Raw genomic sequence first — 25,924 nt, forward strand, 5'->3', positions numbered from 1 at the left:
CGATGCGCAAGCACCGCAGTCATTGTGTCAAGACGCGTCGCCCTGCGCGTCGACGTCGATCCCCAGTTCGCTGGCCATCCGCTGAACCAGCGCATTCAGTCGTGCCACTTCATCCGCGAGGCGTTTCTGTTCGGCCTTCAGCGCCTCGAATTCGGAAGGTGGCACGGAATCCGCGCCGCCGGCATCCGCACCCGCGAAGTCGGCCACGTTCACCTCGCCGCACATCAGGTGCATCCAGCGGTTCTCACGCGCGCCCGGCGCACGCGGCAGCCGGACGACGAGCGCCTGCGCGCGCGCCGCGAGTTCGTCGAGAAACGCCTCGACCGACGAGATATCCGCGAAGCCGTGCAGGCGCGCGCTGTTCAGGCGCAGTTCGGCGGCCGTCTGCGGGCCGCGCAGCAGCAAAATGGTCAGCAGCGCTATCGCCTGGCTCGGGATGCCGAGCACGCGGTTCATGTTGTGCTCGAAACGCGGCACGCGGCTGCTGCTGCCTTCCATCACGAGGCTCAGGTGCTTCAGCCCGTCGAGCGCGGTCGTGACCTCGTCCTCGCTGACGTTCATCACCGGCGAGCGTGCGGTTTTCTGGTTGCAGCCCGCGGTCAGCGCATTCAGCGACAGCGGGTAGGTGTCCGGCACCGTGTGCTGTTTCTCGACGAGCACACCGAGAATGCGGGCCTCGAGAGGCGTGAGTTCGCGAAGGGCGCGTGGCGTGGGCGTATCCGGCGTGGTGTTCATGGTGGCTTCGCAGCGTGCAGCAGGTGAGGGGAAACGGTCGCGGCCCGTCCGGCATCGCGAACGGGCGAGCCATATGATAGCTCGCGACGCATGGCCCGGCGCTGCTCGCCGTGCCGGCGCGCGCACTTGCCGCAGTCGCTTTCGTCCAACGTATTAGCCTCCCGGTGCCAAGCGGCGATGCATGCGTACGGCACTCGCGAATTCGCGCTCCACACACGCCGCAGCCCGCGGCGCAGTCACGGAATCATGCCCGCGTTTGCGCGGCACGCATGCCGGCGCTACGATATGCGTTCACGCGGACATCCGCGGCGCCGCGCGCAACCGCCTCTGCACATCAATACCACGCATCACCCGCCCAACACGCACTGCTGCCGCGCCTGCGCGCCGCTCGTCGACACCGCCCGCCTTTTCACCCAATCACCCGTTCGCCACCATGACTGCATCCTCTTCCGCGCCGCACGTGCGCGCCATCGTCACCGGACACACGCGCGGTCTCGGCGCATCGCTCGCCGAACAACTGCTGCAGGAAGGCATCGCCGTGCTCGGCGTGTCGCGCAGCCGTCATCCGTCGCTCGCATCGCAAACCGGTGACCGCTTCGCCGAAGTCGAACTCGACCTGTCGGACGCGTCGGCCGTCGCGACCTGGCTGGCCGGCGACACGCTGCGCAGCTTCGTCGACGGCGCATCGATCGTGCTGCTGTTCAACAACGCGGGTATCGTCGATCCGATCGGCCCGCTCGCCGCGCAGGACCCGGCGATCGTAGCGCGCGCGGTCGGCCTGAACGTCGCGGCGCCGCTGATGCTGTCGGCCGCGCTCGCGCAGGCGGCATCCGCCACGACCGAATGCCGGATCCTGCACCTGTCGAGCGGCGCGGCGCGCAATGCGTACGCGGGCTGGAGCATCTACTGCGCGACCAAGGCCGCACTCGATCACCATGCGCGCGCGGTCGCGCTCGACGCGAACCACGCGCAGCGAATCTGCAGCGTCGCGCCGGGTGTCGTCGATACGGGCATGCAGGCGACGATCCGCTCGACCAGCGAAGACAGCTTCCCGATGCGCGAGAAGTTCGACCAGCTGAAGTCGAGCGGCGCGCTCGCGACGCCCGAGGCGGCCGCACGTCAACTGATCGGCTATGCGCTGAGCGATGCGTTCGGCTCCACGCCGACGGCCGACGTGCGGGAATTGCCGGCCAGGTAAGCCGTGAGCCACGGGCCACTGCCCGTCATCCCTCGAGCCGTTTCGTCCAGTCTTCGACCTGCCGCTCGGTCCGGCGCTTTTCGAGCATCTTGCGCCAGCCGGGCGGCAGCACCGGGACGTCACACAGCGCATCGAGCGCGGCCATGTCGAGCGTGCGCCGGTACAGCACATCGAGCACCGTCGACAGCGGCCATTGCGGAAAGCTGCGCTCATGCAGCGCCAGCACGTCACCCGGCGCCACCCAGCCTTCGTGCAGCACGCGGTAGTACCAGCCGGTCCGGCCGCTTTGCTGCACGAGCGCGGCCATCCGCGGATGATCGAAGCGCGCGTTGAGCTTCCAGCACGGCTGCCGCGACTGCGTCACCTGAAGCACGGCGCCGCCCAGCGCGAACACGTCGCCAATGCACACGTCGTGCTCGGTCACGCCATGCGTCGACAGGTTCTCGCCGAACGCGCCCGGTCGAGCGAGCACGTCGCGCGCGCCGATCTGCGCGGACCACCACGCATAGTGATCGTGCGCATAGTGGTGAACCGCCTTGTCCGGCCCGCCGTGATGCCGCGCATCGGCCTGCTCGTCGCCGGCAAAGCCGAGCGCGCCCAGCCACAGACGCGAATCGACCGGCCGCTTGTCGATCGCGCTCGCGTGCGGCGTGCCGGCCAGCGGCCGGCTCGTGCCGACCCGCACCGCGCCGATGGCAACCGCGATCGCCGGCCGTGCTTCATCGTTCATGCCGGCACACCATCCGCCAGTGCCGCAAGCAGGCGTTCGAGTTCGCGCGTGCGCGTTTCGCCAAGCGGCAGCAGCGGCTTCCTCGGTTCGCCGGCGTCGAAGCCGCGCAGGCGCAATCCTGCCTTCACGGTCACCGGCAGCCCGCCGTTGACGATGAACTGCAGCAACGGCAACTGCGCATGAAAGGCCGACCTGGCGCGCGCCAGATCGCCCGCGCGCATCGCGTCGACCAGCGCGAGCGGCAACGCGGCGTTCAGGTTCGGCGCGGCCGTGCACCATCCGGCCGCGCCCGCGGCCAGCGCGGCGAGCGCCATCGGATTGCTGCCGTTGTAGAACGGGATCGTGCCGTCGCTCAACTGCGCGAGCCGGTGCATCCGGCCGATGTCGCCGGTGCTCTCCTTGACCATCGTGACGTCGTCGACGGTCCGGCAGATCGTCGCGATCAGGTCGGGCGACATGTCGACGCCGCTCGTCGCCGGGTTGTTGTACAGCATGATCGGAATGCCGATCGCGTCGCCGATCGCGCGGTAGTGCGCGACGATCTCGTCGTTGCCGAGCTTCCAGTACGACACCGGCAGCACCATCACCGCATCGGCGCCGGCCTGTTCGGCGATGCGCGCGCGGCGCACCGCGCCCGCCGTGGTGAGATCGGAGATGCCGACGACGGTCGGCACGCGCCGGCGCACCGCGCGGATCGACGCGGTGGCAACCGCCTCCCATTCTGCGTCGGACAGGTACGCGCTCTCGCCGGTACTGCCCAGCGGGGCAATCGCATGAACGCCGTCGGCGATCAGGCGCTCGATCAGCGCATCGAGCGTTTTCAGGTCGACGCCGCCGTCGACGGAAAACGGCGTGACCGGGTAGGCAATGATGCCTTGCAGCAGGATAGACATGTTGTGTATTCCTCAATGATGAGTGAATGCGACGGAAGCGACGCGCTCGTTCAAGCGATGCAGTCGCGATGCGTGCGCAATGCGCGGCGCGCGTAATAGTCGAACGTCACCGCATCGCGCTTCGGTTTCGAAATCCAGTCGTGCGCTTCCCGCGCCAGCGCCGGCGGTACCGGCTTGATCTCGCCGGCCGACATCGCGAGCAGTTGCAGCTTCGCGGCCCGCTCGATCAGCAGCGCGAGGATGCACGCTTCCTCGATCGTCTTGCCGACCACGAGCTGGCCGTGATGCGACAGCAGGATCGCGCGCTTGCTGCCGAGCGCCTTCGAGATGATTTCGCCTTCCTCGTTGCCGACCGGCACGCCGGGCCAGTCCTTCAGGAACGCGCAATCGTCGTATAGCGGGCAGGTATCCATGTGCGACACGACGAGCGGCTGCTCGAGCATCGACAGCGCCGCGACATGCGCCGGATGCGTGTGGATGATGCAGTTCACGTCCGGGCGCTCGCGATAGATCCACGTGTGGAACCGGTTGGCCGGGTTCGGAATGCCTTCTCCGTCGACGACGTCGAGATCCTCGTTGACGCGCAGCAGGTTCGCAGCCGAGATTTCGTCGAAGCCGAGCCCGAGCCGCTGCGTGTAGTACGTGGCGTCGCCCGCGCGACAGGTGATCTGCCCGGCCAGGCCGGAATCGTGGCCCGCGTCGAACAGGATCCGGCACGTGAGCGCGAGCTTCTGCCGCGCGGACCAGCCGCTGTCGCCCACCTCGTTCTCAAGACGCCGCTCCGCCAGCGCGACCAGCGCCTCTTTCGTCAAATTCAGCGTTTCCGCCATGTTCGCCTCCTGAATGGGTCGGATGTGTCGCGTCGCCCGAAGTCGTTTCCACCGGGGTTTGTGACACTCGATCCATTATATGACACAACGTGTCATGCGTTACAATCGGTTTTTCGAAGGACACCTGGCGCCCCATGACGATTCGCCTGAAGCTGCTCAGAAAACAGAAGGGCTGGACGCTCGATGTGCTGGCCGACGAGACCGGCCTCACCAAGAGCTACCTGTCGAAAGTCGAGCGCGGCCTGAGCGTGCCGTCGATCGCGGTCGCGCTGAAGCTGTCGAAGGCGCTGAATGTCGACGTCGAGCAGTTGTTCTCGGAAAGCCGCAATCGCGAGCTGATCACCGTCACGCGCGCCGGCGAGCGCACGGCGATGGGTGCCGCGGCCGACAGCCACGCGCACCGCTTCGAAAGCATCGCGGCCGGTGTCGCGCCGAAGAAGATGCTGCCGTTCGTCGTGCATCCGCCGCACGAGTTCGTCGCGTCGACGTTCCGCGAGCACGAAGGCGAGGAATTCCTGTTCGTGCACAAGGGGCGTGTCGAAATCGAGTTTCCGAACGAGACGGTGCAACTCAAGACCGGCGATTCAGTCTATTTCAACGCACTCATCCCGCACCGCACGCGCAGCCTCGGCGCCGCGCAGGCGGAGATCCTGGTCATCGTCAGCCACGACGACTAGACTCGTCACTTTTCCGCGCAAGGATCTTCCGATGGTCACAAAGGCCACCGCACCGTTCCAGCAGATCAAGACGCTCGTTCGCCAGAACGTCGAGTCGGGCGACTGGCGCCCCGGCGACCGCATTCCGTCCGAACTCGATCTCGCCGCACAGTTCGGCGTCGCGCGCATGACGGTCAACCGCGCGCTGCGCGAACTGACCGAGGAGGGCGTGCTGAAGCGCATCGCGGGCGTCGGCACCTTCGTCGCCGAGGCGAAGCCGCAGTCGAACCTGCTGATGATTGCGCATATCCGCGACGAAATCCGCGCGCGCGGGCACGAATACCGCTGCCGCGTGCTGAGCCGGTCGAGCGAGCCCGCATCGTTCGACGTCGCGGCCGCGTTCGGCCTGCCGGTCAACACGCCGGTCTTTCATGTGGTGTGCGTGCACGAGGAAAATGGCCGCCCGATCCAGCTCGAGGATCGCTACGTGAACCCGGCCGCCGCACCCGGTTTCATCGACCAGGATTTCCAGGTCGAGCCGCCATCCGAGTACCTGTACAACAACGTGTCGCACTACGAACTGGAAATCGAGCACGTCGTCGACGCGTCGCTGCCGACCGGCGAACAGGCGCGGCTGCTCGACATGCGCGCCGACGAGCCGTGCCTCACGCTCACGCGCCGCACCTGGACGGACGGGCTGCCCGTCACGTTCGTGCATTTCCTGCATCCGGGCAACCGCTACCGGCTCGGCTCACGCTTCAAGCCGGGCGCCGGGCGCCACCCGACCTGATCCTTCGTCACACGCAGACACGCTGATACACAAAAAAACGCGCGGCGGCCGTTTCGTCCGGAAACGCCCGCCGCGCTCGTTAAATGCGCCGGTCAGATCGCGCCGGCCTGCCCCGCACCACGCGACCACACGACCGGAAACAGCGGGTGTTCGAGCGGCGCGCCGTCGGGCAGTTGCTCCGCGAGCCCGGGGAAATCGGGCGACGTTTTCCAGCGGCGCGGCGCGTGACGGATATCGTCGCCGACAAAGCGGATCGAGAACGCGCGCCGGCGGTTCTGCGTGCCGCCCGACGCATGCAGCGTGAGCATCCGGAAGCACACCATGTCGCCGGGCTCGAGCGCCCAGTGGCGGATCGGGAACGCCGCGCGATCGGCTTCGATGTCGGGCAGGTCCGCAAGGCTGCCTTCCGGAAACCACTTCGCCTCCTTGTCCATGAACGTGCGCGGCATCAGCCACGGCCCGCGATGCGAGCCCGCGACGAATTCCAGCGTCGATTCGAGCGGCACCGGATCGACCGGAATCCACATGCTGACGTTGTCGTCGCCTTCGATGTTGTAGTACGGCTGATCCTGGTGCCACGGCGTGCGCTGCCGCGTGCCGGGTTCCTTCACGAGCAGGTGGTCGTGATGCAGCCGCACGTGCTCCGTGCCCATCAGCGCGGCCGCCACCGACGGTGCCGGCGAGCGCACGATGAAGTCGCGGTATGCGTCGTTGTGCTGCCAGTTGCAGAAATCCTCGAAGAACCAGCCCGGATCGTCGGGCCTGCTCGCGACTTTCGCGCGCTCGCTCGGCTGCGCGAGATTCGCGTCGATGCCGGCCCGGAGCGCGGCCACTTCGTCGGGCGAAAAGATGCCCTTGATGCAGACCGCGCCTTCCTCGCGGAACGCGGCGATCAGTTCGGGCGTCACGGCTTGCGCGACGCGGTCCTGGATACTCGTCATGGTTTGCCTGTCGATTGAGTGAATCACGGGGTCACGGTGCGGCGCTCACGGCTTCGCGCCGTAGATGTCGAAATCGAAGTACTTCGCGGCGATCTTCTGGTACGTGCCGTTCGCGCGGATCGCGACGATCGCGTCGTTCAACCGCTTCTTCATGTCGGCGTCGCCCTTGCGCAGCCCCATCGCGACGCCGTAGCCGGTGATGCGCGCGTCGGTCACGTCGGGGCCCGCGAACGCGTAGCCCTTGCCGCGCGGTGTCTTCAGGAACGAGTAGCCGGCCTGCGTCTTGTCCTGGAAGGTCGCGTCGAGGCGGCCGTTGACGAGATCCTGGTACACCTGGTCCTGGTTCTGGTACGAGACGATCGTCACGCCCTTGGTCGCCCATTCGGCCTTCGCGTACGCCTCCTGCGTCGTGCCCTGGTCGATCCCGATGCGCTTGCCCGCGAGCGACGCCGCGGTCGGCAGCAGCTTCGAGCCGACCGGCGCGACGAGCGCGGCCGGCGACGCATACAGCTTGTTCGAGAAGTCGATCTGCTTGAGCCGCTCGTCGGTGGCCGTCATCGCGGACATGATCACGTCGAACTTGCGTGCGCGCAGCGCCGGAATCATCCCGTCGAAGCCCTGCTCGACCCACACGCACTTCGCGCGCAATTCCTCGCAGATCGCATTGCGCAGGTCGATGTCGAAACCGGCGAGCGAGCCGTCGGGCTGCTTCGCCTCGAATGGCGGATACGTGGGATCGATGCCCCAGCGGATCGTCGACGTATCCTGCGCGAACGACACGAGCGGCGCGAACGCCAGCGCGGTAACGAGGAGCTTTGCAGTGCGGATCATGACGTGTCCTTGAAGGTCTCGACGCGGCGGGCGACCGCCGGCGTCCGGTGGATGGCGCCGCGCCGGGATGTCGGCGCGGAGCGGTGCGCGAAAGACGGGGACTTCGATGAAACTGCGGTGCAGTCTAGACTGCGTGATTTTTGAGCGCAAGCGCTGGGAACGCGGGTGAGGGAGATTGAGGACGGGCGGGGGCGGGAAGGAAGGGATGGGGCTTGAATTTTGGCTGCATTGCCGGGAGTTTCGGGTGTTTACCCTGTGCGACGCATGCCTGCCAAAGAGCGTGTTTTTACCGATATCGGCGGGATGGCGATGTCTATACTGGCGGGTAGCGTGAAGTCCTGTCCGATACGGATTCGGCTGTATTGATGATGCGACCTATACCGCGACGAAAATCCCCCGAGACGAAAATTTGCCCAACCGTGCGACCCTGCCCGTCGCGCGCATCGACCTGCGCGCCGCGCTCGAGCAGCGTGCCCACTTCACCCGCGACGCCGCACCAAGTCCGGCGAAACCGCGATTGCCTGCGACATCCGACCATGTTAAAAGTCGTCGCACGCATTTGAGAATGAAATAGTCGAATCCGCAAAAGTGCATAAATGAATAGACCCCTGTTCGACCTCGACCTGCTGCGCGCGCTCGTGATGGTCGCCGACTGCGGCAGCTTCACGACCGCCTCCGCGCGCCTGCACTCGACGCAGTCGACGGTCAGCCAGAAGGTGCGCCGGCTCGAGGAAATCGCCGGGCACCGCCTGCTCGACCGCGGCACGCGCGACGTGCGGCCGACCGATGCGGGCGTGACGGTGCTCAGCTATGCGCGGCGCATGCTCGCGCTGAACGACGAGATGCAGGAAGCGCTGTCGGGGGCGACGGTCGCACTGACGATCCGGCTCGGCGTGCCCGACGATTTCGCGGCGGGCCGCACGACCCATGCGCTCGCCGCGTTCAATCGCGAACATCCGCAGGTCAAGCTCGAAGTGACGTGCGGACTGAGCCGCGACGTCAGCGCCGCGTACGACCGAGGCGAGCTCGACCTCGTACTGATCAAGCAGCGCCGCGACAGCCGCGAGGCCGTCGTGCGCTGGCCCGAGAAGCTGCGCTGGATCGACAGCGCGAAGCATCCGTCGATCGATCTCGACCCGGTGCCGATCGTCGTGTTTCCGCCGCGCGGGCTCTATCGCGACGACATGATCAAGGCGATCGAGGAGCGCGGTCGCCGCTGGCGGATCAGCTTCACGACGTCGAGCCTGAGCGGCATCCAGGCCGCCGTCGCCGACGGGCTCGGCATCAGCGTGCTGCCGGCGCGCGTAGTGACGGACGAGCACACCGTGCTGACCGCGAAGCAGGGTTTCGCGCCGATCGAGCACATGGACATCGCCATCCTGCATCGGCCGACGGCCGACCCGATGGTCAGCGAGCTGACGAAGACGCTCGCGGCGATGCTGGAGCACGAGGAATAGTCGAGCGGCGGGCTTCGTTCAGGAAGGAGAAAGGGGGCTTCACACCACGGGTAACTCAGAACATCGTGTTCCCGTTCGCGACCTGTTCGGGCACCGGCTGGTTGACGTCCCAGTGCTCGACGATCTTGCCGTTCTCCAGCCGGAAGATGTCCATGATCGCGCTGCCGCGCGTGCCGGGTTCGCGCACCGCGTGCACGTGCAGGATCACGTAGTCGCCGTCGACGAACGAGCGCTTGATCTCGCTGTGCGACTGCGGATATTTGTCGCGCAGGAACGCGACGAACCTGCGAAAGCCGTCGCGGCCGTCGGCCGCGTTCGGGTTGTGCTGCACGTAGCGCTCGCCGACATACGCGAGCGCGGCGTCCGCGTCCTTGTCGTTCAGGCCTTTTTCGTAGAACGCGAGCACGGTCCGCCGATTGGCCTCCTGCTGCGCGTCGTTCGGGCCGGCCGCCACCGCATGCGCGGCGTTCACGGCAAACAGGGCCGCCGCCATCCATCGTGCGGCCCGTGCCGCTGTCGTGCGTCGCATCGTCGTCTCCCGGGAAATCCGGCTGAAAACCGGATCATACCGGCGCGACACGGCGCTCAGACCAGCGCGCCGTTGCGCGCGACGATCTTCCCCGACGACACGACGAGACGCCGCACCGGCCGCGCGACGACCGCCTCGGCGAACGTCAGCGCACCGACGAGCACGACGTCCGCACGGCTGCCCGGCTGCAGCCCGTAGTCGACGAAACCGCAACCGCGCGCGGCACTGTGCGTCACGCAGTCGAGCGCGACTTCGAGCGCGTCGTCGCGACGGAAATCGTTGCGCATGCCGATCAGCATCGCGCGTTCGAGCATGTCGGGCGAACCGTACGGCGTCCACGTGTCGCGCACGCCGTCGTTGCCGCCGATGACGGTCACGCCCGCCGCGCGGCACGCGGCCACCGGCGGCACCGGCACATCCGCCGGCGCGGTCGTGACGATCGCGACGCCGAGTTCGGCCATCCGTGCGAGCAGCGCATCGCGCTCGCGTTCGGCAAGATCGCCGAGACAGAACCCGTGGCTGATCGTGACCTTCCCGTGCATGCCGTGCGCGGCCGTACGCTGCAGGATCAGGTCGAGCGAGTACGCGCCCATCGACGCGCGCTCGTGCAGGTGGATGTCGAGCCCGCGGCCGTGGCGCTCGGCGATCGCGAACAGCACGTCCACCGCCTCGACCGGATCGCCTTCGATCGCGCACGGATCGAGCCCGCCGAGCAGGTCGGCGCCCGCGCCGAGCGCGTCGGACAGCAGCGCGTCGGTGCCCGGCCGCTTGAGCACGCCCGATTGCGGAAATGCGACGATCTGGATGTCGACCTGCCCGCGCAGCGTCTCGCGCGTCGCGAGCACGCCGTGCAGGTGCCGCAGCCCGGCTTCGGTATCGACGTCGACGTGCGTGCGGATGCGCGTCGTGCCGGCCGCGAGAAATGCGCGCGCCAGCACGAGCGACGCGGCGCCCGCGTCATGGCCGCTCGTCGCGCGATAGTGCCGTTCGTTCTCGATGCGGTCGACGAGGCGCGGCCCGACCTGGTTGCGATACCACGGCATCCCCCAGTGCGTCTTGTCGAGGTGCGTGTGGCCTTCGACGAGGCCAGGCAGCGCGAGCGCGCCCGCGCCGTCCTCGATCGTGCAGCCGGCGGGCGCGTCGAGCGACGGGCCGACGCGCGCGATGCGATCGCCTTCGATCAGGATGTCGAGCGCAGCGTCGGCGCTCGTGCGGACATTGCGGATCAGCAGGTTCGTCATGTCGGTTCCGGGGTGGTCGGTCAGTGCGGTCAGTGCGAAGTGGGCACGGCGCTTCACGCGCTGCCCGCGGTCGGGTCGGTCAGCGCGTGAAGCGCAGCGCGGGGGCGAACGGCGCACCCGTATCGCTTTCGCCGCGGCGGAACACCCAGCGCTCGGCCGGCACGCCCGCGACGGCCGCCGCCGCATTCGGCGCGCGCACCGCGACGAACGTCGCGTCGCAGCCGACCGCGATTCCATAGTTCTCCTTGCCGATCACGCGCGCGCCGGCGTGCGTCGCCATGTCGAGCGCGACGCCGAGCGCTTCGTCGGTGTAGAAGCCCGACCGATAGCCGACCATCATCGCGCGCTGCAGCATGTCGCCATTGCCGTACGGCCACCACGCGTCGCGGATGTTGTCGTTACCCGCGAACACGTGCACGCCCGCGTCGCGCAACTGCCGCACCGGCGGAAACGCGCAGTCTCCAGGCGCGTTCGTCAGGATCGACACGCCTGCTTCGGCAAGCGCCGCCGCCGTGCGCTGGACGTCGTCGTAACCGACTTCGCCGAGCGCATACGCATGGCTCACGTTCACGCGCCCGCCGAGCCCCGCCGCGCGCGTGCGCGCCGCGATCCGCAGCAGTTGCGCGATGCCCGTCTCGCCCGGTTCGTGCAGGTGGATGTCGATCTTCGCGCCGCGCTTCTCGGCGATGCCGAACACGATGTCGAGCTGGCCGTCCGCATCGCCGTCGAGCGTCGTCGGGTCGATCCCGCCGACCACGTCCGCGCCTTCGCGCACGGCCGCGTCGAGAATGTCGGCGGTGCCCGGGCACGTCACGACGCCGGCCTGCGGAAACGCAACGAGTTCGATGTCGACGATCCCGCGCCATTGTTCGCGCGCGGCCATCACGGCCTGCAGGTTCGACAGGCCCGTCGTCGCGTCGACGTCGACGTGGCTGCGCATCGCGACCGTGCCGAATGCGGCGGCCTGCGCGATCAGTGCGTTCGCGCGCTCGACGATCGGCGGCGCAGCCGCGAGCTGGCGCTTCTCGACCGCGAGACGCTCGCGCAGCGAGCCGACCGGTTCGTGCGGCACCCAGCGATCGCCGACGAAGCTCTTGTCGAGGTGGATGTGGCCGTCGACGAAGCCGGGCAGCACGACGCGGCCGTCGAGGTCGATCGCCTGAGCGCCGGGCGCGGCCGTGCAATCGGCGCCGATCGCGGTGAAGCGGCCGTCGCGGACGACGAGGTTGATGGGCTGTCCGCCGGCGTCGACGGCGTTGATGAAGATACGATCGGTCATGGCTCGGAATGTGGGGCGGTCGCTGCGCGACACCGGCGCGGACAGGGGGAGGAACCGCAGCCGGCGCGGCGCGGCCGTTGGCAGGGAATCCGGCCACGATATCGGACGCCACCGCCCGAGGCCAATTAAATGTCGCGATGCCGCGCATTCGATTTCGCGATGGGCGGCACAGACGCCACGCCAGCAAGGTGCGGCGGCGGGGTCCGATCTCGTCGGAGACGGCCTGCATGCCGATGGCCCGTCGGGAGGCGTCGCGGAAGCCGAGGTTTGGGGTGCCGGAATCGAAGGGCCGACCGCCTCGAAAGATACGCCGCCGGACCGCTGTCGGTGCGCGTCGTCGAAGCTGCCGAACGGGCGCCGCCGCCATTGCCGGGGCGTTGTGCAACTGCCCCGCGCAAGCCGCGATTTACGCGGCAACAGACTTTACACGTTGTTACCCGGCCGCACCGGACGCGCATCCGGCCATTACTTATACTCACGCCGAGTTCGCCACCCGTCCGGGTTCCGCCGGCGAACACGTTGCCGATGCAGGAAACATCATGATGCGCATTCCTTCCACGAAGACCGTTCTGTTCGCCACGCTCGTCGCCGTGGCGGCGCTTCCGCTGACCGCCTGCGTCGCGCCCGGATATTACGGCGCGCAGCCGGGCTATCCGCAGCAGCAATACGCGACGCCCGGTTATGCGCAGCCCGCGTATTCGCAACCGGGCTACGTGCAGCAGCAACCGTACGATCAATACGGCAACCAGCCGCAATACGGGTCGCAGCCGTATGACCAGTACGGCAATCAGCAACAGCAATACGGCAACCAGTACGGCAACGGCTACGGCACGCAGTACGGCACGGTCGCGAACATCCGGCCGGTCAGCGGCTCGGTCGGCCCGTCGGGCGTCGCCGGCACCGTCGTCGGCGCGCTGATCGGCGGCGTGCTCGGCAACCAGGTCGGCCGCGGTCACGGCCGCGAGGCCGCCACCGTGATCGGCGCCCTCGGCGGTGCGGTCGCGGGCAACCAGATCGGCCAGCAGATGGGCGCGGCGCAACCGCCGAGCAGCTACCGGATCGACGTGCAGGTCAGCGACGGCTCGACGCGTTCGTTCGACGTGCAGTCGCCGGGCAACCTGCGGCCGGGCGATCGCGTGCAGATCAACGGCAATCAGTTGTCGCGGTATTGATGCCGATTCGGTGCGCCCGACCTGAGCGGGCGCATCCGGCGCGTTCGATGTCGTGTGCCTGTTCGGCGCGACGGCACGCCTGCTTCACGTGATCCTCATCCCTCGTGCCGGCGCGACGCGCATGACGCGCCGCCGCTACTCTCGCAGTCCCTCCACCTTCGCGGCAGCCTCCAGCGCGACGCGTCGCACGGCCGTTCCACCGCTCGCCTGCACGGATCAACCGCGTCGCAATCACATGCGCTCGGCACCGAACGCGATGCGCGTTAACCGCGCGATGCGATCCGAGGGCCAAGGCGCGGCCGGGATGCACGACGCATCGAACGCCGCCACACGTCATCCGGATTCCGATTAGCATAGGCACGATGCATCGCGCGGCCGCGGCAACCCGCGCCGGCATGCACAGCCCTCCACAGGAATCCCCTCGATGACGATCACGACACGCCTGCTCGACGCGACCGACGCCGCCCGTTTCCAGACCCTTCGCCTGCGCGCAGTCGACACCGCGCCCACGTCTTTCCTGCCCACGCTCGACGAAGAATCGCAGGTGCCGGTCGGCGAATTCGCCGCGCGCATCACGCCGACGCACGCGCAGGCCGTGTTCGGCGCGTTCGACGGCGACACGCTCGTCGGCATCACGGGCGTGCGCCGCGATGCGCGCGCAAAGATCGCGCACAAGGCGACGATCTGGGGCGTGTTCGTAGATCCCGCGTATCGCGGGCGCGGCATCGCGCAAGCGCTGCTCGAGAGCGCGACCGAGCATGCGGCGCACGCGTGGCAGTGCAAGCAGCTGATGCTGTGCGTGAACGAGGCCAACAGCACCGCGGAGCGGCTGTATGCGTCGCAGGGGTTCGTCCGGTTCGGCACGGAACCGCGCTCGCTGTTCGTCGACGGGCGGTTCTACGACGAACATCACATGGTCAAGACGCTGGCTTGACGCGTTCAATCATGCTTGCGTTCGCGGGCATCGACCGCCGCCCGCGAACGCCCTTCACCTCAAGTCACCGCTTGTCGGTAATCGTCGTGTTGACGATCTGCCCGGCGATCGTCACGTTCGTCAGCGTCAGCGCGCTCACGTTGAACGCATAGATCGGCCCCGGCGACGTGACCGTCGGCGTGCCCGACGCGACCGGCGTGCCGAAGTCGCAATTGCTGATCGTCACGCCGGAGATCGGCTGCACGGCCGGCGCGGGCGGCGTGCCGTTGTAGTCGAACGCGACCGGCCCCTGCGCGACGATCGCCTGGAAACACGACGCGGTCACGCCGTTCAGCGTCACGTTGCTCGCCTTCACATCCGAGATCGTCACGTTCTGCACGACCGGCGCGCGCGTGCGCACCGCGTCGTTCGCGGGCTGGTAATCGCAGTCGAACGTGACGATGCCGCCCTGCGCGGCCGACGGGTTGCCGGCCGACGGCGTGACGACGCCGAGCGGCACGCTCGCGTTGACCGGGCTGCCCGCGAGCAGTGCGCTGCCGTAGCCACCGCCCTTCAGCGTCACGCCGTTCGGCAGCGTCACGCCCTTCACGTGGAAGTCCTTCACGTAGCCGCCGCGATTCATGTTGGTCTTCACGCGAATCGCGATGTTCAGCGGGTTGGTCTGCCAATTCGCGTTCAGCATCGACAGGTTGGTCGCATAGATCTGCTCGACGCCGCCGCCCATTTCGCTGCCGAGCGTGATGCCGCCGTGCCCGCTGTTCATCGTGCAGTTGCGGATCAGGTGCCGCTTCGCGGGCCCGTATTCGGTGTCGCGGTCTTTGCCGGACTTGATCGCGATGCAGTCGTCGCCGGTGTTGAACGTGCAGTCCTCGCACAGCACGTCGGTGCACGCGTCCGGATCGAAACCGTCGTTGTTCGGGCCGATGCTGTTGGTCGTCACGCCGCGAATCACGACATTGCGGCTCGCGGTCGGATGGTGCTGCCAGAACGGCGTGTTCTGCGTCTGGTAGTTCGTCATCAGCACGTTGGTGCAGCCGATGAATTCGACCATGCACGGCCGCAGGTAGTGGCCGAGGCCGAAGATGCGTTTCTCGACCGGCACACCGGCCTCGGACAGCGCCGGCAGGTAGTTCTGGTCCAGCTGCCACGGCGTGACCGGCGACGTGAGCAGCGCGTAGAGCGCGTCCGGAATCGCGGGCGCGACGATGCGCAGGTCGACGTTGTTCGGATTCGCATAGGCCTGGCTCGGTACCGACGCGCCTGCGCCGTACGCGCCCGACGAGCCCTTGTAGGTCCACCAGCAGATGCTGCCGGCCCCGCTGCCGGAGAACGGCGTCATCGCCTGCCCGTTGAGCACCGACGTCGGGCCTTCGCCCGTCAGCGCGATGTTCGTCGCGTTGCGCGCGTAGACGGGCGCACCGTAGTTCAGGCAATCGTTCGCCTGCCAGCGGCTGTAGTACAGCCGGCCGTTCGCGCCGCAATCGACCGGGCCGTCCTTCGCGTAGTCGGCCGGGTTCGGGCTGAAGTAGATCGTGCAGTTCGCGCTCAGGTGGAACGTAACGTTGCTCTGCAGCACGATCGGCCCCGCGCAGTACCAGTTGCCGGGCGGCACGACCACGCGCCCGCCGCCTTCGCGGCGGCACGCGTCGATCGCCGCGAGAAACGCCGGGCGCGAATCGAACGCGCCGGGCGCGGTCGTCAGTTCGGAACCCGGGCTCACCGGCGATTTCGCGACGTTCGTGTACGGCGACGTTTGCGCGACCGTCGCGCACGGGCGCGCGCCGTAATGCGTCACGTCGAAGTCGCGCCCGCGCAGCGCGAGCCGCGACACATGCGCGAGCGATGCGGCGATGCGCGCCGCCGCGCCATGCTCGCCCCAGACGAGATCGACCGCCGACGCATTGGGCATGTGGCCTCCCGCAAAGGCCCGGGTCGCCGCGAGCGGTCCGCCGAGCACGGCGCCGCCGGCGAGCGCGCCGCTCCAGCCGATGAATGCGCGGCGCGACACCGGCTTCGACGACGGCGATCGGGCAGACGAAGACGAACGGCGGCTGTTTGCGGCCATGGGCACTCCTTCAGTGTATGGGGTATCGACGCGCCGGACGGCGGATCGCTATTTATACGTCGTCGTACTACAACGCGCAGTCTAAATGCGATCGAAGCCGCACACGTATTTGTCGTTTACCCTGTTTTTACTGAGTTAATGCCGCTGATGTGTGCGCCCACTCACATCAGAGAACGCATCGTTAGAGATATGTTGTCGTATGTTTATGCGCAAAAACCTCAGCTGAAACGCCCCGGCCGACGACGTCCGCCGGGGCACCGACCTACTCGCCTGCCGCCGCTACCGCACCCGGTGCCGGCTCGCGCCCGGCCGAAGCTGCCGGTTCGAACATCAGCACCAGATCGCCGTGGTAACTCCCGTTGGTCGAGGCCGCCCCACTGACGGCCGGCAGATGGGCGCTGACTTTCAGGTTGCGGGTTTCGTCGTAGCCGTCAAAACCGTCGCGCGCGGGTTTCACCAGCGTGAGCGTGCGAGCGGCGCCGGATGCGATTTCCGCGTCGCCCGCCTTGCCCGTCAACACGACCTTCGCGTTGGCCATCTCGTCGCGACCGTTCGACAGCCGCAGCGGCTGCAACAGCGTGACGTTGATATCGGGGTTCGTCGTGCGCACGCGGATCGGCAGCGTCGTGGCGAAGCTCTGCCGCGCACGGTCCGTCGCGTTCAGTTCGACCACGTCGTACCACGCGGAATTGTCCGGTTTCGACACGAACAGGCTGTCGCCGATATGCGCCGTCAGCGTGATCTTCTTGACGACCGCTTGCGGCGACGTCGGACCTGCGTGAGCGATGCCGGTCAATGCGCCGCACACGGCGAGTGCGGCAAGATGTTTTCCGATCTTCATTGTGTTGCCCCGCATTCTGGATGATTGAAATCCGATCGCCGAAAAGCCGGCCCGCTTCGAGCTCACGATCCCGCCATTTCAGCAAAATCCGGTATTCGCTTATCTCGAAATTAACAAGCAAATCCCTGCGGAATTCGAAATACCCAGCCGTATACGCGACCGATCGAGTCGACCGGATGCATTCGCAACCGCGTATCAGATTCCCCCGTCAGACAGCAACGACCGACTCTGACGAACACCTCGCGCCACGGCGTGCAATAACGATAGGCCACGAAAGTCCGGATAAATATCCATGGAAACCTTCACGGTTCTTTTCGGCTTCCATTTACCAGTGCCATCTCCAAATCAAATAACACTCGCGCGGAAAACGCCTGCTTTCAGGCGCGGCAATGTCATCGTCGGTCGCAACGGATATTCGCGCTTCCGATCCCCTCGGTAATTCCGCCCCTGTTCAGCCCCCCGCCGCCTGCGCTATCGTTTCCTCATCTTCACTGCCCCGGAGCCCCACTTGCCTTCCCGCCACGGAGTCGACCTCATCCGCGCCCGCGCACTGTTCGAACGCGAGCGCCGTGCGTTCACCGAAGCCATGCCGGCGTCCCGCGCCCTGTCCGCGGAAGCGTCCGAGCACCTGCTGTTCGGCGTGCCGTTGCACTGGATGCAGGACTGGTCGACGCCGTTCTCGCTGTATGTGAAGGAAGCGCGCGGCGCGACCTTCACCGACGTCGACGGCCATCGCTATGTGGATTTCTGCCTCGGCGATACGGGCGCGATGTTCGGCCATGCGCCGGAACCCGTCGCACGCGCACTCGTCGAGCAGGCCACGCGCGGCTACACGACGATGCTGCCGAGCGAGGACGCCGCGTGGGTGTCGCGCGAGCTCGCGCGCCGCTTCCGGCTGCCGGTCTGGCAGTTCGCGCTGAGCGCGAGCGACGCGAACCGCTTCGTGCTGCGCTGGGCGCGCGCGGCCACCGGCCGCAACACGATCGTCGTGTTCAACGGCTGCTATCACGGCACGGTCGACGACGTGTTCGTCGATCTCGTCGACGGCCGCCCCGTGCAGCGCGACAGCCTGCTCGGGCAGTCGTACGACCTGCTCGCGAACACGCGCGTCGTCGAATTCAACGATCTGGACGCGCTCGAGGCGGCGCTGAAGCATGGCGATGTCGCATGCGTGCTCGCCGAGCCCGCGATGACGAACATCGGCATGGTGCTGCCCGATCCGGGCTTCTGGGATGCGGCGCGCGAACTGACGCGCCGACACGGCACGCTGCTCGTGATCGACGAGACGCACACGATCAGCAGCGGCCCGGGCGGTTACGCGGTCGCGCACGATCTCGAACCGGACATGCTGGTGGTCGGTAAACCGATCGCGGGCGGAGTGCCGTGCGCGGTGTACGGGTTCAGCGCCGAATTCGCGGAACGCGCGAAGCAGGCGAAGCTGAACGCGCCGCCCGGCCATTCGGGCATCGGCACGACGCTCACCGCGAACATGCTCGCGATGCATGCGATGCGCGCGACGCTGGCCGAAGTCGCGACCGACGCCGCGTATGCGCACATGTTCGAACTCGCCGCGCGGCTGGCCGCCGGGCTCGAACAGGCGATCGCGAAACACGGGCTGCCGTGGTGCGTGACGCGCATCGGCGCACGCACCGAATTCCAGTTCGCGCCCATGCCGCCGCGCAACGGCACGCTTGCCGGCGCGCAACTCGACAGCGAGCTCGAACACATCGTGCACCTGTATCTGCTGAATCGCGGCGTGCTGATCACGCCGTTCCACAACATGATGCTCGTGTGCCCGCAGACGACGAACGACGACGTCGACACACTCGTCGCGCAATTCGACGCGTGCCTGGGCGAACTGGTGTGACGTGACGCGCGTCCGGCTCGCCGGCACGCGCGAGCCGGACGCCTGCTCCCGGTGATTACTTCGGCAGATCCGTCGGATCGACCTGCATGCCGGGCATGCTGTCGGGCACGCGCCGGAGCAGCGGTCGGCCGAAACATGACGGCGCGGCTACGTGCCCGCCGTGCAATAAACTGGAATATCGATTTATCGACAGTCAGAGTTTGTTCACAAATGCCGGCCGCCAGTACTTTTTCCTGAAATCGTCAATTTTTCGATAACAACAACTCATCCTCCGCCGCTAGCATAACCGTCGACACAAGGCTCCATCAGAGAGCCGATTTCCCTATTTGATGGAGACGCAGCTCGATGCAATACCCGATCCTTTCCATTCATTCGCACTCCCTATTTCCCATTCGCGCCGCGTACCGACTCGCTTGCGCGTTTCATCCGTTTCATCGTTAACCGACAACCGCCCCGACCATCGCGCCTGCCCGGCCCCGCACCGAAAGCGGCCGGCACGGCTGACCGCGGCCGTCTCGATCGCGCGCGAATCCGGCAGAGTCGTTCCGCGCTTGCGAACCCGTCGCGCCACCTTTCCCTTCCCTCAAATTCAAAGAGAGTGTCCTGATGCAACGAAACGAATCAGATCTACATCGAGGTCTCGGACAACGGCAGATGCGCCTGATGGCACTCGGCGCCGCTATCGGCGTCGGCTTGTTTCTCGGCTCGGCCAACGCAATCAAAATGGCGGGGCCCGCCATCATTCTTTCCTACATCATCGGCGGCGCGGTCATCTTCGTCATCATGCGCGCGCTGGGTGAAATGGCCGTGCACGAGCCCGTTGCCGGATCGTTCAGCCGCTACGCGCGCAATTATCTCGGCCCGCTCGCCGGCTACCTCACCGGATGGAACTACTGGTTTCTCTGGCTGGTCACGTGCATCGCGGAAATCACCGCGGTCGGCATCTACATGGGTATCTGGTTTCCCGACGTGCCGCGCTGGATCTGGGCGCTCGCTGCACTGGGCATGATGGGCTCCGTCAATTTGTTGACGGTCAAGGCATACGGCGAACTCGAATTCTGGTTCGCGCTGATCAAGGTCGTGACGATCGTCGTGATGATCGCCGTCGGTCTCGGCATGATCGTGTTCGGCTACGGCAATCATGGCGTGCCGACCGGCATCTCGAACCTGTGGGCGCACGGCGGCTTTCTCCCGAACGGCATGCAGGGCGTCATGATGTCGATGCAAATGGTCATGTTTGCGTACCTCGGCGTCGAAATGATCGGCTTGACGGCGGGCGAAGCGGCCAATCCGCAAAAGTCCATTCCGAACGCGATCAACTCCGTGTTCTGGCGCATCGTGATCTTCTACGGCGGCGCGCTGTTCGTCATCCTGTCGATCTACCCGTGGAACGAGATCGGCACGCAAGGCAGCCCGTTCGTAATGACGTTCGAGCGGCTCGGCATCAAGACCGCCGCCGGGATCATCAACTTCGTCGTGCTGACTGCCGCGCTTTCGTCGTGCAATGGCGGCATCTTCAGTACCGGCCGCATGCTGTACAGCCTGGCGCAGCAGGGGCATGCCCCGCGCGCGTTCGGCGTGACGACCGCCGGCGGCGTGCCGCGCCGGGCGATTCTCGTCTCGGCGGCCGCCTTGCTGGCCGGCGTGCTGCTGAACTACCTCGTTCCCGAGAAGGTCTTCGTCTGGGTCACGTCCATCTCCACGTTCGGCGCGATCTGGACCTGGGGCGTGATCCTCGTTACGCAGATGAAATTCCGCCAGTCCCTCGCACCGAGCGAACAGCGCACGCTCGGCTTTCGCATGCCGTTCTGGCCTTACGGTTCGTGGTTCGCGTTGGGGTTCCTCGCATTCGTGATCGGCTTGATGGCGTACTTCCCCGACACGCGCGTCGCACTGCTCGTCGGCCCGGCGTGGCTCGCGCTGCTGGTCGCCTTCTACTATGGGCTGAAGCTCGAATCCGCGGCGCCGTCGAATGCGGGCTCAACCCGGCGGAGTGAGCGCCAGCGCGCCTGACCTCTGCACGACGCGTATCGTCAGGACCGCAACGCCAGCCGCGCCACTTCCGCGAAGTAGCGCGCGCCGACCGGCAGGATCTCGTCGTTGAAATCGTACGTCGCGTTATGCAACGGCACGCCGCCTCGATCGGCCGCGTCGCCGTTGCCGATGAACACGAAATTGCCCGGCACGGCCTGCAGGAACGCGCCGAAATCCTCGGAGATCATCATCGGCTGCACGTCGGCGTTCACCGCGCCGGCGCCTGCGATATGCGCGGCGGCCTGCACGGCCGTGTCGACCCACTCCGGGGAATTCACCGTCGGCGCGAACTCGTGCGTGTAGTCGAACGTGCAGGCCGCGCCGTGCGTGCGGCAGATCCCTTCGCTGATCTCGCGCATCCGCGTTTCGAGCAGCGCCTGCACGTCGCGCGAATAGCTGCGCGTGTCGCCCTTGATCGTCACGGTCGACGGCAGCACGTTGCGCAACCCGTCGGTGATGAACTCCGTGCACGAGATCACGGCCTGCTGGCCCGGATCGAGATTGCGCGACACGATCGTCTGCAGCGCGAGCACGACCTGCGCGCCGATCACGATCGGATCGATGCCCATGTGCGGGCGCGCAGCATGCGTGCCGCGACCGTCGATTCGGATCACGAAATTATCCTCGCTCGCCATGATGCCGCCCGCACGCGTCGAGAACGTGCCCGCGCGCATGCCCGGCATGTTGTGCGCGCCGAAGATCGCGTCGACCGGAAAGCGCTCGAACAGCCCGTCGGCCATCATCGCCTTCGCGCCGCGGCCATGCTCCTCGGCCGGCTGGAAGATGAAGCGCACCGTGCCGTCGAAGTCCTTCCGTTCGGCCAGCAGTTGCGCCGCGCCCAGCACCATCGACATGTGGCCGTCGTGCCCGCACGCATGCATCTTGCCGGGCGTGCGCGACGCGTGTTCGCGGCCCGGCGCGTGCTCGGCGATGTTCAGCGCGTCCATGTCCGCGCGGATGCCGATCGCGCGGGTGCCGGTGCCAGCCGTCAGGTTCGCGACGAGCCCCGTTCCGCCGATGCCGCGATGCACGTCGAGCCCGAGCGTCGTCAGAATGCGCGCGACGTAGTCGGACGTGTTCACCTCTTCGAAACCCGTCTCCGGATGCTGGTGCAGATGGCGGCGCCACGTCTTCAGTCGCTCCTGCAGCGTGCTTTCTTCGATTGCGTCGATTGCATCCATTGCGCTTGCCTCGTCGGTCGTTTGGTCGTTCAGGCCGCTACCGCCGCGCGGTTCAGCCAGTCGCGCTGCCGCGCGAGCACAGCGTCGGCCGTGTCGCCGACGCAGCGCCGGTACACGGACGGCGCCGTCGCGCCTTCGGTATTGATCGCCAGCACGCGCGAGCTTGCGTCGAGCCGCGCCTGCCGCGCGAGCGCAGGGTTGCGCATCAGCACTTCCAGCCCCGCAATACCGGCCGCGCCCGATTCGCCGGCGACGAGCGGCACGTCCCGTTCGCTGCCGGCCGCGAGGCCGCGCATCGCCTGCACGGCATCTTCATCGTCGATCAGCATGAAATGATCGATGCACAGCTCGAGGAAATCCCATGCGAGCGGCGACGCCTCGCCGCACGCGAGCCCGGCCATCACCGAATCTACGCTGCCGGTCGCCTTCGCCGCGCGCCCCGCGAGCGCGCTCTGGTACAGGCAATCGGCCTGACGCGGCTCGACGACGATGAAATGCGGCCGCTGCGCGCCATCGCGCTCCCACAGGTAACTCGCCACGCCCGCGGCGAGGCCGCCCACGCCGCCCTGCAGCAACACGTGCGTGAACGGCCGCCCGTCGTCCTGCGCGGCCTGCTCGGCAGCCTCGGCGGCGATCACGCCGTAACCCTGCATCACGTCGCGCGGAATCGCTTCGTAGCCGTCGTACGACGTATCCGACACGACGTACCAGCCGTTCGCCTGCGCAAGCTGCGCCGCGCAGACGACCGACTCGTCGTAGTTCCCCGCGATGCGCACGATCCGCGCGCCGTACGCCGAGATCGCGCGTTCGCGCTCGGCGTCGACATTCGCGTGCAGCACGATCACGCAGCCGCAGCCGATCGCGCGCGCGGCCGCGGCCAGCGCACGACCGTGATTGCCGTCGGTCGCGCTGATCACCGTCAGGTCGGCGAGCTGCGCTGCGTAGCGGCCGGTGACCAGCCCGTGCGGATCGAGATCGTGGGTGCGCCGCAGGCGCTTCACGAGCCGCACCAGCGCGATCGGCGCGCCGAGCGCCTTGAAGCTGCCGAGCGGCGAGCGGCACGACTCGTCCTTCACGCTGACGCTCGCGACGCCGAGCCGCGCGGCGAGGTCGGGCAGCGCGCGCAGCGGCGTGCGCGCGCTGCCGACGAGCGGCCAGTGCGACAGCCACGCGCCGCTTTCGTCGGCCGACGCGATGTTCATCACGCGGCGCAGCGCGTCGGGATAGGCGGCGCGCGACGCGCGGGGGTTGTCGATCAGCATGGCGAAAGGCTCCGGAGCAGGACCGCGCCGGCGGTCCGTCGGGTGGGTCGGATCGGGCAAGCGCGGGTTGCGTTCGCCGTCGGTCCGAAAAATAATATTGCGTATGCCGGTCAATAAAATCGCCAAATCGGCTGCCCGGACGCAAAAATTTCTCATTCTTTCGAGGTTTCACGCACCATCATGACGACCCCACTCGATGCGTTCGATCGCAAGCTGTTGATGGAAGTGCAGCGCGACGCGCAGACGCCGCAAAGCGAACTCGGCGCACGCGTGAATCTGTCGACGGCGGCGGTGAACCGGCGCTTGAAGCGTCTCGCGGAAGACGGCGTGATCGAGCGCTATACGGCCATCGTCGCGCCTGAAAAGGTCGATCATCCGCTGACGATCGTCGTGAACGTCGAGGTCGAGAGCGAGCAGATCGACCTGCTCGACGCGATGAAGCGGACCTTCGAGCTTTGCCCGCAGATCCAGCAGTGCTACTACGTGACGGGGGAATGGGATTTCGTGCTGATCCTCGCCGTGCGCAACATGGATCAGTACAACGCGCTCACGCGCGAGCTGTTCTTCGCGAACAACAACGTGAAGCGGTTCAAGACGCTCGTGAGCATGAGCCGCGTGAAGGTCGGGCTCGAGGTGCCGATCGAACCCGGCGAGTGAATGCGGCTGTCGCGTGCGGCGGCGAAACGCCCGGCGCGCGACTGCACGCGCCGGCCGCATCCCATCCACGGCTACGTCAGCGGCAACTGAAGCTCGCCGCCGAATTCACGTCGCCCGAGCCGTTGTAGCGCGCCACCTGCGGATACGGGCACAGCGGGCGCGTACGCCCCGCCCCCCACGATGCGGGCACATCCGCACTCGGCAACGCGTTCGTCGCATCGCGCGCGGCAGCCACGATCGCGGCGGGCGCCTGCCCCTGCTCGACCCACGCGACGAGCGGCGTCAGCATGTCGAACTGGTCGGCCGCCGGCCCGCCCGCACAGTGGTTCATCCCGGGCACCGGATAGTAGCGCGCGAAGCTCGACGCATCGCCGCCGTTCGCCTGCGCGACCCGCTGGTACCAGTCGCTCGTGTCGTTGGACGAGAACACCGGGTCGCCCGTGCCGTGATAGACGAGCAGCTTCGCGCCGCGCGCCTTCAGCGCGGACAGGTTCGTCTCGTCGGGCGGCGTCATGAACGACCACGCGGATTGCGTGTACACGCCGCTGGTCGCGAAGATCGCCGGCGCGTCGTTGTCCATGTCGAAGCCGAGCGCGAAACCGGGCAGGTTCGCGAGCGTCGCGGTGCTTTTCGGCGGCGACATGAACGTGAACGCCATCGCGGCCGGATCGAGCGTGATGGAGTTCGACTGCTTCCACGCGGCCCAGCCAACGCCGGCTACGCCCGGATCGTACGGAAAGCTCGCATAGAGCGCCGTGCCCGCGCTGTTGCGCGCACCCGCGAACACGTTCCCGAGCGCGGTTTTCTGCGCGGTCGTCAGGCATGCGCCGGTGCGCGTGCCGTTCGCGCAGGTCGGGATATCGGCTTCGACGCTGAAGTGCGCCTGGCAAGCGGCGACGTCCTGCACCATCCCGTCGGCCACGCCGTCGAGCGCATCGCATTTGTCGAGGATCTTCGCGCCGACGAACCGGCGCTCCGTGTCGGTGAAGCCGCTGCGGATATCCGGCAGCCCGTTCGATCCAGTCGCCGACGCGATCTTCGCGAACTGCTGCGCACCGTACATCTCGCCGATCGCAGCCTTCGGCAAATGGAAGCCCGGGTCGCCCGCGATGATGCCGTCGTAGTCGGCCGGGTTGCGCACCGCCGTGACCATCGCGTGACGGCCGCCGTTCGAGCAGCCGCCGAAATAGCTGCGGTCGGGCGCCTTCCCGTAGGCGAGACGGATCACCTGCTTCGCCATCGGCGTCAGCGCATTGACGGCGCCATAGCCGTAGTCGATCCGCGCCTGCGGATCGAGGCCGAACAGCGGATTCTGCGCGCCGCTGTGCCCGGAATCCGAGCTGATCACCGCGAAGCCCTGGTTCAGCGCATCGGTCAGCGGCCCGCCGCCGCCGATCTCGCCGGTCGCGGTCACGACGTTGCCGTCGAGGCCGCCGTTCGCCTGGTAGAAGAAGCGGCCGTTCCACGCCTTCGGCAAGCGCATCTCGAAGCCGATCGCATAGGTGTTGCCGTCGACCGTGCTCACGCGCTGGTTCATCTTGCCTTCGATCACGCAGTGCTCGGCGATCGGCTTGCCGGCCACCGTCAGCGCGCCGGCGGCCGCGGTCGCAACCGACGTGAACGACGTGTTCGCATACGCGAGCTTCGCGGCGAGCGCGTCGCAGGTCTGCGCCATCGCGGCCGGCGTCGCGGCGCTCAGGTGCGTGGGGGTTGAGCTTACCGAATCGTCGCCGCCGCAACCGGCGAGCATCGCCGCGGAGATCGGTGCAATGCAGAGGAATGCAGATTTTCTGTTCAAGAT

The 25,924-nt window shown here is 67.2% G+C and carries 23 protein-coding genes; 9 read left to right on the top strand and 14 right to left on the bottom strand.

Annotation, left to right across the window (positions count from 1 at the left end; all coding sequences use genetic code 11):
* Window positions 1–27 precede the first annotated feature (27 nt).
* Window positions 28–735 (bottom strand): YceH family protein, encoded by a 708-nt coding sequence (locus ACM6JT_RS19530; protein WP_414857082.1) that lies wholly within the window; start codon window positions 733–735, stop codon window positions 28–30.
* 433 nt (window positions 736–1,168) lie between these two features.
* On the opposite strand from ACM6JT_RS19530, the gene ACM6JT_RS19535 reads away from it, so the two are divergent.
* The gene (locus ACM6JT_RS19535) at window positions 1,169–1,933 is read left to right on the top strand and encodes an SDR family oxidoreductase (RefSeq protein WP_414857083.1); all 765 of its coding nucleotides are present in this window, start codon (window positions 1,169–1,171) and stop codon (window positions 1,931–1,933) included.
* A gap of 25 nt (window positions 1,934–1,958) precedes the next feature.
* Here the strand turns inward: ACM6JT_RS19535 and ACM6JT_RS19540 are convergent, their stop codons facing one another.
* The 3 genes from ACM6JT_RS19540 to ACM6JT_RS19550 are packed head-to-tail and all read right to left on the bottom strand — an operon-like array spanning window position 1,959 to window position 4,386.
* Window positions 1,959–2,663, bottom strand: coding sequence for an MOSC domain-containing protein (locus tag ACM6JT_RS19540; RefSeq protein ID WP_414857084.1), 705 nt, complete (start codon window positions 2,661–2,663; stop codon window positions 1,959–1,961).
* Window positions 2,660–3,556 carry a dihydrodipicolinate synthase family protein gene (locus tag ACM6JT_RS19545; RefSeq protein ID WP_414857085.1) on the bottom strand — a complete coding sequence of 299 codons (897 nt, stop codon included), beginning with the start codon at window positions 3,554–3,556 and terminating at the stop codon, window positions 2,660–2,662. The genes ACM6JT_RS19540 and ACM6JT_RS19545 overlap by 4 nt, the downstream gene beginning before the upstream one ends.
* A 50-nt stretch (window positions 3,557–3,606) precedes the next feature.
* Window positions 3,607–4,386, bottom strand: a complete 780-nt coding sequence (locus tag ACM6JT_RS19550; protein WP_034181577.1) for an aldolase — start codon at window positions 4,384–4,386, stop codon at window positions 3,607–3,609.
* 134 nt (window positions 4,387–4,520) lie between these two features.
* Here ACM6JT_RS19550 and ACM6JT_RS19555 point away from each other — a divergent pair, with 134 nt between their 5' ends.
* Window positions 4,521–5,063, top strand: a complete 543-nt coding sequence (locus tag ACM6JT_RS19555; protein ID WP_021158662.1) for a helix-turn-helix domain-containing protein — start codon at window positions 4,521–4,523, stop codon at window positions 5,061–5,063.
* Between the two features lie 31 nt (window positions 5,064–5,094).
* Complete coding sequence (gene hutC / locus ACM6JT_RS19560) at window positions 5,095–5,832, top strand: histidine utilization repressor (RefSeq protein ID WP_034181575.1); 738 nt, start codon at window positions 5,095–5,097, stop codon at window positions 5,830–5,832.
* Between the two features lie 92 nt (window positions 5,833–5,924).
* On the opposite strand, the gene ACM6JT_RS19565 is transcribed toward hutC, so the two are convergent.
* A complete protein-coding gene (locus tag ACM6JT_RS19565) occupies window positions 5,925–6,773 on the bottom strand; it encodes a phytanoyl-CoA dioxygenase family protein (protein ID WP_105390598.1) in 849 nt (282 codons plus the stop codon).
* A gap of 45 nt (window positions 6,774–6,818) precedes the next feature.
* Complete coding sequence (locus ACM6JT_RS19570; RefSeq protein WP_414857086.1) at window positions 6,819–7,604, bottom strand: ABC transporter substrate-binding protein; 786 nt, start codon at window positions 7,602–7,604, stop codon at window positions 6,819–6,821.
* A gap of 596 nt (window positions 7,605–8,200) precedes the next feature.
* On the opposite strand from ACM6JT_RS19570, the gene ACM6JT_RS19575 reads away from it, so the two are divergent.
* On the top strand, window positions 8,201–9,061 hold the full coding sequence (locus ACM6JT_RS19575; protein ID WP_034181572.1) for a LysR family transcriptional regulator: 861 nt from the start codon (window positions 8,201–8,203) through the stop codon (window positions 9,059–9,061).
* A 55-nt stretch (window positions 9,062–9,116) separates the two neighbouring features.
* On the opposite strand, the gene ACM6JT_RS19580 is transcribed toward ACM6JT_RS19575, so the two are convergent.
* The 3 genes from ACM6JT_RS19580 to ACM6JT_RS19590 all read right to left on the bottom strand — a co-directional run bounded on the left by ACM6JT_RS19580 (window position 9,117) and on the right by ACM6JT_RS19590 (window position 12,110).
* A complete protein-coding gene (locus ACM6JT_RS19580) occupies window positions 9,117–9,590 on the bottom strand; it encodes a nuclear transport factor 2 family protein (RefSeq protein ID WP_414857087.1) in 474 nt (157 codons plus the stop codon).
* A gap of 56 nt (window positions 9,591–9,646) precedes the next feature.
* Window positions 9,647–10,831, bottom strand: coding sequence for an amidohydrolase family protein (locus ACM6JT_RS19585; RefSeq protein ID WP_414857088.1), 1,185 nt, complete (start codon window positions 10,829–10,831; stop codon window positions 9,647–9,649).
* A 79-nt stretch (window positions 10,832–10,910) separates the two neighbouring features.
* Complete coding sequence (locus ACM6JT_RS19590) at window positions 10,911–12,110, bottom strand: amidohydrolase family protein (RefSeq protein ID WP_243565818.1); 1,200 nt, start codon at window positions 12,108–12,110, stop codon at window positions 10,911–10,913.
* 539 nt (window positions 12,111–12,649) lie between these two features.
* Between ACM6JT_RS19590 and ACM6JT_RS19595 the strand changes: the two genes are divergently transcribed.
* On the top strand, window positions 12,650–13,282 hold the full coding sequence (locus ACM6JT_RS19595; protein ID WP_034181568.1) for a glycine zipper 2TM domain-containing protein: 633 nt from the start codon (window positions 12,650–12,652) through the stop codon (window positions 13,280–13,282).
* A 424-nt stretch (window positions 13,283–13,706) separates the two neighbouring features.
* Window positions 13,707–14,216: a GNAT family N-acetyltransferase gene (locus ACM6JT_RS19600; RefSeq protein WP_034181567.1), complete on the top strand. Its 510-nt coding sequence runs from the start codon at window positions 13,707–13,709 to the stop codon at window positions 14,214–14,216.
* 64 nt (window positions 14,217–14,280) lie between these two features.
* Here the strand turns inward: ACM6JT_RS19600 and ACM6JT_RS19605 are convergent, their stop codons facing one another.
* Window positions 14,281–16,281 (bottom strand): glycoside hydrolase family 28 protein, encoded by a 2,001-nt coding sequence (locus ACM6JT_RS19605; protein WP_414857089.1) that lies wholly within the window; start codon window positions 16,279–16,281, stop codon window positions 14,281–14,283.
* Window positions 16,282–16,543: 262 nt separating this feature from the next.
* Window positions 16,544–17,122 carry a CS1 type fimbrial major subunit gene (locus ACM6JT_RS19610; protein ID WP_034181565.1) on the bottom strand — a complete coding sequence of 193 codons (579 nt, stop codon included), beginning with the start codon at window positions 17,120–17,122 and terminating at the stop codon, window positions 16,544–16,546.
* Between the two features lie 508 nt (window positions 17,123–17,630).
* Between ACM6JT_RS19610 and ACM6JT_RS19615 the strand changes: the two genes are divergently transcribed.
* Complete coding sequence (locus tag ACM6JT_RS19615; RefSeq protein WP_414857090.1) at window positions 17,631–18,989, top strand: aspartate aminotransferase family protein; 1,359 nt, start codon at window positions 17,631–17,633, stop codon at window positions 18,987–18,989.
* Window positions 18,990–19,595: 606 nt separating this feature from the next.
* The gene (locus ACM6JT_RS19620) at window positions 19,596–21,002 is read left to right on the top strand and encodes an amino acid permease (protein ID WP_051983730.1); all 1,407 of its coding nucleotides are present in this window, start codon (window positions 19,596–19,598) and stop codon (window positions 21,000–21,002) included.
* 20 nt (window positions 21,003–21,022) lie between these two features.
* Here the strand turns inward: ACM6JT_RS19620 and ACM6JT_RS19625 are convergent, their stop codons facing one another.
* Window positions 21,023–22,204, bottom strand: a complete 1,182-nt coding sequence (locus ACM6JT_RS19625) for a M20 aminoacylase family protein (protein WP_414857091.1) — start codon at window positions 22,202–22,204, stop codon at window positions 21,023–21,025.
* 29 nt (window positions 22,205–22,233) lie between these two features.
* Window positions 22,234–23,466: a diaminopropionate ammonia-lyase gene (locus ACM6JT_RS19630; protein ID WP_034181562.1), complete on the bottom strand. Its 1,233-nt coding sequence runs from the start codon at window positions 23,464–23,466 to the stop codon at window positions 22,234–22,236.
* Between the two features lie 180 nt (window positions 23,467–23,646).
* Between ACM6JT_RS19630 and ACM6JT_RS19635 the strand changes: the two genes are divergently transcribed.
* Window positions 23,647–24,123 (top strand): Lrp/AsnC family transcriptional regulator, encoded by a 477-nt coding sequence (locus ACM6JT_RS19635; RefSeq protein WP_105390609.1) that lies wholly within the window; start codon window positions 23,647–23,649, stop codon window positions 24,121–24,123.
* A gap of 76 nt (window positions 24,124–24,199) precedes the next feature.
* Here the strand turns inward: ACM6JT_RS19635 and ACM6JT_RS19640 are convergent, their stop codons facing one another.
* Window positions 24,200–25,921 carry a tannase/feruloyl esterase family alpha/beta hydrolase gene (locus ACM6JT_RS19640; protein WP_414857092.1) on the bottom strand — a complete coding sequence of 574 codons (1,722 nt, stop codon included), beginning with the start codon at window positions 25,919–25,921 and terminating at the stop codon, window positions 24,200–24,202.
* Window positions 25,922–25,924 lie beyond the last annotated feature (3 nt).

Origin of the sequence: Burkholderia sp. IT-111MI5 (genome assembly GCF_949752865.1) — a bacterium.
GTDB classification, from domain to species: domain Bacteria; phylum Pseudomonadota; class Gammaproteobacteria; order Burkholderiales; family Burkholderiaceae; genus Burkholderia; species Burkholderia pyrrocinia_C.